Raw genomic sequence first — 7,688 nt, 5'->3', positions numbered from 1 at the left:
CAAGCTGCCGCAGGGCTGTGATATAGAGGGGTTCTCGGATCCCATTTTCTGCTAAGAGGTCCGTCTTGAGCAGATCATCCGGCGCACCGTTAAAGAGAATCTCCCCATCATTGACGAGGACAACTCGGTCAACAGGTCGATAAAGAACGTCTTCCAAGCGATGTTCGATGATGATGGTCGTGGTCGCTGCTTCTCTATGAATCTGATCAATTAAGTCAATCGTGTCCTGACCAGACTTGGGATCGAGATTGGCCAAAGGCTCATCAAACAGCAAAATTGGACTCTCATCAATCAAGACACCCGCCAGACTGACCCGCTGCTTCTGTCCGCCAGACAAGTCTTGAGGACGATTGTCCAAAAGCTGTTGCAGATCTAACTGTTTCGCCCAACGCAGGACTTTCTCCCGCATCAAGGGTAAGTCCACCATATCATTTTCTAAGGCAAAGGCCAAATCCTCTGCCACACTGAGCCCGATAAACTGACCATCTGTGTCTTGCAAGACCGTGCTTACAAGATTTGACTTGTCATAAATACTGCTATCAAAGGCTGGCTGCCCCTTAATCAAGAGTTGCCCACTGGCCTGACCCTTGTAAATATTGGGAATAATGCCGTTGAGACACTGACCCAAGGTTGACTTACCAGAGCCAGACGGCCCAATCAGCAGTACCTTTTCCCCTTCATAAATAGTCAGATTGATATGCTTCAAAGTTGGCTCCGACTGAGCCTGATATTGAAAACTAAAATCTTCAAATTGAATAATTGGTTTTTTCATGTTTTTCTATAAGGCCAGAGCGATCTGAATCGCCAGATTGGCCACCTTGTCTTTCTCGTCTAAATCCGCGTGATTAGCCAGATTGCGCATGTCCCAAGCCTCCTCAGACAGATGATCCGCCGCATAAAAGAACTGGCAAACTTGAATGTCACGAAAGGCCGCCAAAGCCGCTACAGCCGAGCACTCCATGTCCACACAGATAGCTCCCGCCTCTTTTCGCCTGCGTAGCTTGTCCGCAGTTTCTCGGAAAATACCATCGGTCGTCCAAACCTTTCCCAAGCTATGAGAAATCCCTCGCCGCTCAAGGAAATTTACCAGAAAATCCTGCAAGCCGACATTGACTGCTATCTCCGAACTAGCCGGCTGGTAATGATAGCTAGTCCCCTCATCACGCAAAGCTGCTGTCGGAATAATGACGGATGTTTCTTTGATATCCTCGTCCAGCACACCACAAGTCCCAAAGAGAGCCAGCTTTCTCATACCAAAAGCAATCAAATCCTCCAGAATAGCCACACAAGCAGAAGCTCCAACTGGTGCATTGAAAAGAGCTAGCTCCTGCCTATCCGCAAAGACCCGATAAATAGGAATTTCAATGTTAGCCATAGACGTCGTCGTAATCAACTCATGGTCAAAATCCGCCAACATTCGGGCAAAGGTCTCCCGAGCAAAGCAGGACACTGCCGTCTGCGGAAAGCCTTCAATAGGCTCTATCAAATCCTCTGGATTGATGATGGCCTTACGGTTTTGATCAAACTCTTCAAGAATCATCGACTTGTTTTGTCCCTTTCTTTAGCATAAAATAGCCAGTTAACGTCCACTGACTCTATCCTACTATTGTATCATAAAAAGGCTATCTACTGACTATCGCCTGCATATTTTCTAGCTAGCCAAGGATATAGGCAGACTCTATAGCAGGGACAGGCTCAAGCGCATTTCAAAACAAAAAAGAGATATTCATCATATTGACTATTAAATCATAATCTCTGATTTCCACCAAGCACCTTAGAAATAATGTCTTCATGTTTCAAAAAATTGAATTTCTGAATTCCAATAATTACGGTGCACATCTAGAATTTTTCAGAAAAGTTTGTAGGTGCTTAATTATCTAGTATTTCTATCTAAACCAACATGTATATACGCTGAGTACTTCTGTTCTAAAGAATTAAAATCCAAACTCAGTGAGGTTATAAACCACCTTTGCTACCATACTTCTAAAACATGCTCCTTCTACAAAACGAACTCTGGCATTGGTATAAAATCCGTGCAACAAAATACGAAAAAACTGTATCCATGAAGAGTCTTTCCGACTGAAAGCTTCATCAATACAGCTTCTGAGAATATATTTGAATTTCTAAGAAAGCAAAACTCATTCTGAGCAATTCTTACTTTTTATCATGTTGCGTCAGCTCCTGATTGTAGGACAAGGCTAGCTTGATCCAGTAAGACAGTTCTTTTTGTCCTTCGGCATCTAAATCAATATAGCCATGATAAAGCCTGCCCTTCATTAACGTCACACTGGCACCATTTTTAGGCAGGACCTGCTTTTCCATTTCCTTACCTATGCGTACCATGACAAGCTCTTGACCTCTTTCTGAACTCACTGTAACAGTCATCTTGCCTCGGACCATAAAAGCCAAACCACCAAACATCTTCTTCTCTTCTACCTCTTCTTCAAAAACATGAGGAGAAAGTTCAGTAGCTAAAATAGCACGGACTTGCTGGGCTAAGGATTCACTATAAGCCATCCTTCTACCTCATTTCATCACATCCCAGCCGATACCAAAACGGTCAATCAAGCGGCCATAAAACTCTGCGAAAGCTTGTTCCTCTAAAGGATAGAGAATTTGTCCACCTTCAGCAAGCTTGGCAAAAAGCTCATTGGCTTCTTCTCTACTATCTGGGCTCAGAACCAACCATTGATTAGGCTGATGATTGCTAGGAATAGATAGGTCATTAAAAACACCTACATCCTCACCATTCAGGGTCAAGTTTTCTGTATCTAAAGCAATCCAGGCAAGCTTATCCCGTTTTTCTGCAGGAAGGTTTGCTGGATCCATCATCTCACTGGCTCGTACAAGTCCCTTTATCTCTGTCTGAAAAAGATCTGCATAAAAACGAAAAGCTTCTTCGGCCTGACCATTAAAACTTAAAAATACGTCTAATTTCATTATTGTTCCTCCAATTTTTTATATCTGAGAATAAATCTCTAGTATCAGTTTATCAATTAAGATAAAAATTTTCTTATTCTCAATTGCGCTTGTTTGGCTAGGGAACGCATGATTAAAACTGGAAGATTAACTGTAATAGGTGGATCGCTGGGCAAGGGCCTGCGCATGCTGATTTCCTCCTGATAGATGCTATCGCCTGAAAAAGTGAGAGGCTCATCGCTGCCCCAGCGAAAGTTATGCTTCAAGACATAGTTTTTAGTTAGGCATAAATCCTCCAGCAATTCACAGGCCAAAAGATAGTAGTGACCATCCGGTACATTTTCAAAAATAAACCGGCTCTCCTGACTCAGTGCTACTCCGATAACCGGCTCTTCTTTGGGTATGCGAGTTTTAAAAAGCCCGACACAACTAATACGTGGTTCATACCCCTCAGGATAAGATAGCGTCACAGTCAATCGATTGCCACTTTTCCAGTCGGGATCCTGATGCAAGAAAGCTCCCTTCTCATCCAGCTGTTTGACCATGAAATCATAAGCCTTGGTTGATTCCTGATAGTATTTTTTAGGCGAAAGTCCAGTATGCCGCTTAAACGTATTGGAGAAGCTGCCTAGGCTATCATAACCAGCTTCCATAGAGGTATCCGTCACATTTTGCCGACCTTCCACAATCTCCTGAATCCCTTTTTCCATCTTAAGAGCTTCCATATATTGCTTGATAGAAAAGCCCATCTTTTTCTTGAAAGTTCTGGATAGATGGGAAGGGCTATAGTGGAAATACTGAGCCAAATCGGTCAGACTCAGCTCTTCATCTGCATACTGACGCAGATACGCTGCCACTTCTTCCATGATAGCTTTAGACATAGACTTGCTCCTTTCCCATTTATTAAGCCCATTATATCACATCAAAAAGAAAGGCCAAAACATCGAAACCTGAATAAAGAAAAGCTAAGCTGCAAATAAATAATGAAAAAACTTTAGACACTTGAAACATCTAAAGTTTTTTATCTTCACGATTAAATTACTGAGCTACCAGTGTTTCCAAGCTTTCCCCAATCGCAGCCAAACGCTCCATCACTTCTGCCTGGCTCAGGCCGTTTTCAGTCACATAACGGTTGCGAGGGTGAACGCGGCATTCGTGAGAACAGCCACGGAGGTACTTGTCTTCGTTTTCTTCTGAAGTCAGGATGCGGCGGTTACACCCTGGATTGCCACAGTTGACATAGCGCTCGCAAGGAGTACCGTCAAACCAGTCTTTTCCAATCACAACTGGATCAACATGGTTGATATCAACGGAGATACGCTCATCAAAGACATACATCTTGCCGTCCCACAGCTCACCTTGAACTTCTGGATCCTTGCCGTAAGTCGCGATACCGCCATGAAGCTGACCGACATCCTTGTAGCCTTCACGAACCATCCAGCCTGAGAATTTCTCACAGCGAACACCACCAGTACAGTAAACAACCACGCGCTTGTCCATGAACTTCTCTTTGTTATCGCGAACCCATTGCGGCAATTCGCGGAAGTTGCGGATGTCTGGACGGATAGCTCCACGGAAATGTCCTAGGTCGTACTCATAGTCGTTACGAGTGTCGAGGACAACTGTATCTTCATCCAAGAGTGCTTCCTTAAATTCCTTAGGTGACAGGTAAGCTCCTGTCGTCTCCAGCGGGTTGATGTCATTGTCAAAATCATTGTCTTCCAAGCCCAAGTGCACGATTTCTTTCTTGTAGCGAACAAACATTTTCTTGAAAGCTTGCTCGTTTTCTTCGTCAATCTTGAACCAAAGGTCTTCCATGCCCGGAAGGCTGTGCACATAATCCATGTATTTTTGAGTGGTTTCATAATCACCAGAAACCGTTCCATTGATTCCTTCATCTGCCACCAGGATACGGCCTTTAAGACCGATAGATTTACAGAAGGCCAGATGATCAGCTGCAAATTTCTCAGCATTCTCAATCGGAACATATTTGTAGTAAAGTAATACGCGAATATCTTTTGCCATAAGATTTCAACTCTCATTTCTCTATAAATTTTCTGAATTTTTTAATTCATCTATTTATTATAACCTGATTGAAAAAACTGGGCAAAAAATTTGTTTGGAAAATAGCAGAGCTGGAATCTCTACGCAGAAAAGCAGGTTAGCCCTCTTTCTCCAATTCTTCCAAATACTTCTCAAAGCGCTTCTTCTGCCACTTGCTGAGACTCTCCAAGAGAATATTGACCAGCAGCATCAAGGGAAGATGAATGCAAAATGTAACCAAAATGACCAAAAGAAACATGGGGTGAAAAATACTATTATGATAAATAGTATGATTGAGCTGGAAATTCTGGCAGGCAATCAAAAGGATCAAAAAGCCTGTCGCAGCCAGGACACCCCAGATAGTCAGACTGAAACTATTGTAATAATTAGCCCCCAGATACTGAGCTCGACACATAAAATAAAAGCTGGTGATGAGAATCAGAAGCAAGAAGGGCTGATAATGAACGACTCCCCCATTCATAGCGACAGAACCCATATATAAAGCTAAACTGCCACATAGCATGAGACTGAAACTCTCCATACCAGCCTTGTTGACAATCTGCTCTTCGCGTTCGTCTAAGATTTGACGTTTAATAAGTTTCATTTTCATTTCAAGCTCCTATACTTCTACTCCAAAAATAGTAATTAATAACATAAGAATGGCAGGAAGTCCGTTATTTATCATGTGAACTGCGATACTGACTTCCAAGCGCCGAGTTCGATAAGCCAGCAAGGTCAAAATCACAGAGGCTCCACCATAAATCACAAAAGACATAATATTGGTTGGGCCATGAAAAATCGCAAAGAGTAGTCCGCCTATGATATAACCCCAGCTTTCATAGCCTTTAAAGATTTTGAGAGGAATGATGCCACGGAAAATAATTTCTTCTGCGATAGGCGCTAAAACTCCAAGCATGATGGCCAACAACATCGTATTTCCTCTTCGGAACTCCTCCATCAAAGAGGCCTGATTAGCCGTTGTCGCTTCTCCATGCAGCCAACGGAGTAATACCGTCCCAAGGACAGATATGAGCAACATGCCTAAGAGACCTAGAGCAATTCGCTTCCCGTCTCCTTTTTGAAAAATTTTTCCAGATGGAGATAGGATGCCAGTTTTCTTTGCTGCCACGACAAAGACCAGTAAAATGAAGATTATCAGCAAAAGCCCAAGACCAATGGTCCATTGTTTAGGAAATTGATAAATGATTGCTACCTGCTGAAATAGCATAGGAAGGACATACAAGCCCAAAGCTAAGAAAGCACAGCCAACCCAGATCAATCGTTTCCACCAAGTCATTCCTCATCCTCCAATTCCTGATCTAGCTTTGCCTGACGTTTACTGTTTAGATAAAGACTGATCTTGTCCATGGTCAAGCTTCCAAGCATAAACAGTATCATTGCAAGAGCCAGCTTGAGCAGATACAAAATGCTGAACATGCTTGCCAGACTTTCTCGCTGACCAAAGAAATCAATGCCTATAACAATGAGAGCAAAGACGACTCCACCGCCAAATCGCTCTGGCCATTTTTCCTCTCTCACCATATCGCGAACATCAACGCCTAGGCTTACGCGACGAAGCAAGGCATATAGACCTACTAGGGTAAGTAGAATACCCTCTGGCAGATAGGCCAACAAGCTTAGATGGAGGACATAGGCTTTGAAAAATACAGAGATAGCCAAGAAGAGGAACATTCCTAGTACTAACTCTCCCGCAACTTTGCCGTCTAATTTTTCTGTTCGTTCATCTTTTATAACAGGCTGCTTCTTCATTTTTTTACTCACTTTCTTATTTATAAGTTAAAGATTCATTGATTCTAATTCTCATCATTTTCTAGTTCTTGGTCCAATAAAACCTGTCTCTTCTGATAAAAATAATCGACCAACTGATCAAATATACTAGAAAAGGCAGTTATCAAAGCTACAATAAAAATAAATTGTAAGATTGGATGATGGCGAAAGAATGGTCGAAGAGCTGAATTCCCACTCCACATCTGAACAGCTATGATTACAATCGCTAAGATAGCTCCGTTAGCCAAACGACTTCTGAAACTCCTATGCCCAATAGATGGCTTGTCGCGTCTGATATCAAGTCCCAACTGCCAGCTACGAATTCCAGCATAGATTTCCATACCCAAAATAACTAGAATTTCCGATAAGTAGCCTTCTACTGGCACATGCCAAATCATGATTTTGATAAAAATAGAGATAAGGAGCAAGATGATCGCAAAAAATGCAACTTCATTTCCTAATTTTCGCTCAAGTTGTAAAGTCCGCTCGTCTGTATAGACTTTTTGTGGTTTGTCCTTCATTTTCTTTCTCACTTTCCTACTATTCTTCCCAAAACAACTGATCCAGCGTTTTATTGAGGCATTTGCAAATGGCCAAGCATAGACTGAGACTGGGATTGTACTTGCCTGCCTCAATCAGGCCAATGGTCTGACGAGTCACACCAATAGCATCAGCCAAGTCTCCTTGGGTCATGTCATGCTCAGCCCTTGCCATTTTTAACCTAAGATTTTTTGCCATGGCCACCATCCTTATCGTCATTCTTTTGCCCACCTACGGCATAGAAAGTGCAGCAAAGGGCGACATTACTAAAAGCAAGTATGATAAAGGTTTGATTTTTCTGAATCGTGCCAACAACTAGTAGAGCTATCGCCGATACAAGATAGATAAGTAGTGTAAGCAGATTATTCCCTTTCTTATTCATATTTGCGCTCCTTTCG

The 7,688-nt window shown here is 42.5% G+C and carries 12 protein-coding genes; all 12 read right to left on the bottom strand.

The features are described from left to right. Positions 1-772, bottom strand: a 772-nt coding sequence (locus O3644_RS01330) for a DUF3744 domain-containing protein (protein ID WP_371594872.1), incomplete at its 3' end; no start/stop codon positions are given. Positions 773-778: 6 nt separating this feature from the next. Continuing rightward, a complete protein-coding gene (locus O3644_RS01325) occupies positions 779-1,540 on the bottom strand; it encodes a nucleoside phosphorylase (protein WP_371594871.1) in 762 nt (253 codons plus the stop codon). A 614-nt stretch (positions 1,541-2,154) separates the two neighbouring features. After that, complete coding sequence (locus O3644_RS01320; protein WP_371594870.1) at positions 2,155-2,517, bottom strand: TfoX/Sxy family protein; 363 nt, start codon at positions 2,515-2,517, stop codon at positions 2,155-2,157. A 9-nt stretch (positions 2,518-2,526) separates the two neighbouring features. Then, entirely contained in the window at positions 2,527-2,940 is a 414-nt protein-coding gene (locus O3644_RS01315) for a VOC family protein (RefSeq protein ID WP_125401348.1), read from the bottom strand. A 56-nt stretch (positions 2,941-2,996) separates the two neighbouring features. After that, complete coding sequence (locus O3644_RS01310) at positions 2,997-3,800, bottom strand: helix-turn-helix transcriptional regulator (RefSeq protein ID WP_371594869.1); 804 nt, start codon at positions 3,798-3,800, stop codon at positions 2,997-2,999. Positions 3,801-3,957: 157 nt separating this feature from the next. Then, on the bottom strand, positions 3,958-4,944 hold the full coding sequence (locus O3644_RS01305; RefSeq protein WP_371594868.1) for a rhodanese-related sulfurtransferase: 987 nt from the start codon (positions 4,942-4,944) through the stop codon (positions 3,958-3,960). A gap of 136 nt (positions 4,945-5,080) precedes the next feature. Beyond that, positions 5,081-5,572 carry a DUF6773 family protein gene (locus O3644_RS01300; RefSeq protein WP_371594867.1) on the bottom strand — a complete coding sequence of 164 codons (492 nt, stop codon included), beginning with the start codon at positions 5,570-5,572 and terminating at the stop codon, positions 5,081-5,083. Between the two features lie 9 nt (positions 5,573-5,581). Beyond that, a complete protein-coding gene (locus tag O3644_RS01295; protein ID WP_371594866.1) occupies positions 5,582-6,259 on the bottom strand; it encodes a lysostaphin resistance A-like protein in 678 nt (225 codons plus the stop codon). Continuing rightward, positions 6,256-6,732 carry a DUF6773 family protein gene (locus O3644_RS01290; protein ID WP_371594865.1) on the bottom strand — a complete coding sequence of 159 codons (477 nt, stop codon included), beginning with the start codon at positions 6,730-6,732 and terminating at the stop codon, positions 6,256-6,258. Before O3644_RS01290 ends, O3644_RS01295 begins: the two co-directional genes overlap by 4 nt. 44 nt (positions 6,733-6,776) lie before the next feature. After that, positions 6,777-7,271, bottom strand: a complete 495-nt coding sequence (locus tag O3644_RS01285) for a DUF6773 family protein (protein WP_371594864.1) — start codon at positions 7,269-7,271, stop codon at positions 6,777-6,779. 19 nt (positions 7,272-7,290) lie between these two features. Further along, entirely contained in the window at positions 7,291-7,488 is a 198-nt protein-coding gene (locus tag O3644_RS01280; protein WP_005591814.1) for a helix-turn-helix transcriptional regulator, read from the bottom strand. After that, on the bottom strand, positions 7,472-7,672 hold the full coding sequence (locus tag O3644_RS01275; protein ID WP_371594863.1) for a potassium transporter: 201 nt from the start codon (positions 7,670-7,672) through the stop codon (positions 7,472-7,474). The genes O3644_RS01280 and O3644_RS01275 overlap by 17 nt, the downstream gene beginning before the upstream one ends. Between the last annotated feature and the right edge of the window lie 16 nt (positions 7,673-7,688).

It is taken from the genome of Streptococcus sp. 27098_8_113 (genome assembly GCF_041432545.1).
GTDB lineage: Bacteria > Bacillota > Bacilli > Lactobacillales > Streptococcaceae > Streptococcus.
This window is presented reverse-complemented; position numbering and strand designations above follow the sequence as displayed.

Bases quoted from the DNA above. Each gene is read 5' to 3' on its own strand.
- O3644_RS01325 (WP_371594871.1), bottom strand. From the start codon at position 1,540: ATGATTCTTGAAGAGTTTGATCAAAACCGTAAGGCCATCATCAATCCA.
- O3644_RS01320 (WP_371594870.1), bottom strand. From the start codon at position 2,517: ATGGCTTATAGTGAATCCTTAGCCCAGCAAGTCCGTGCTATTTTAGCT.
- O3644_RS01315 (WP_125401348.1), bottom strand. From the start codon at position 2,940: ATGAAATTAGACGTATTTTTAAGTTTTAATGGTCAGGCCGAAGAAGCT.
- O3644_RS01310 (WP_371594869.1), bottom strand. From the start codon at position 3,800: ATGTCTAAAGCTATCATGGAAGAAGTGGCAGCGTATCTGCGTCAGTAT.
- O3644_RS01305 (WP_371594868.1), bottom strand. From the start codon at position 4,944: ATGGCAAAAGATATTCGCGTATTACTTTACTACAAATATGTTCCGATT.
- O3644_RS01300 (WP_371594867.1), bottom strand. From the start codon at position 5,572: ATGAAAATGAAACTTATTAAACGTCAAATCTTAGACGAACGCGAAGAG.
- O3644_RS01295 (WP_371594866.1), bottom strand. From the start codon at position 6,259: ATGACTTGGTGGAAACGATTGATCTGGGTTGGCTGTGCTTTCTTAGCT.
- O3644_RS01290 (WP_371594865.1), bottom strand. From the start codon at position 6,732: ATGAAGAAGCAGCCTGTTATAAAAGATGAACGAACAGAAAAATTAGAC.
- O3644_RS01285 (WP_371594864.1), bottom strand. From the start codon at position 7,271: ATGAAGGACAAACCACAAAAAGTCTATACAGACGAGCGGACTTTACAA.
- O3644_RS01280 (WP_005591814.1), bottom strand. From the start codon at position 7,488: ATGGCAAAAAATCTTAGGTTAAAAATGGCAAGGGCTGAGCATGACATG.
- O3644_RS01275 (WP_371594863.1), bottom strand. From the start codon at position 7,672: ATGAATAAGAAAGGGAATAATCTGCTTACACTACTTATCTATCTTGTA.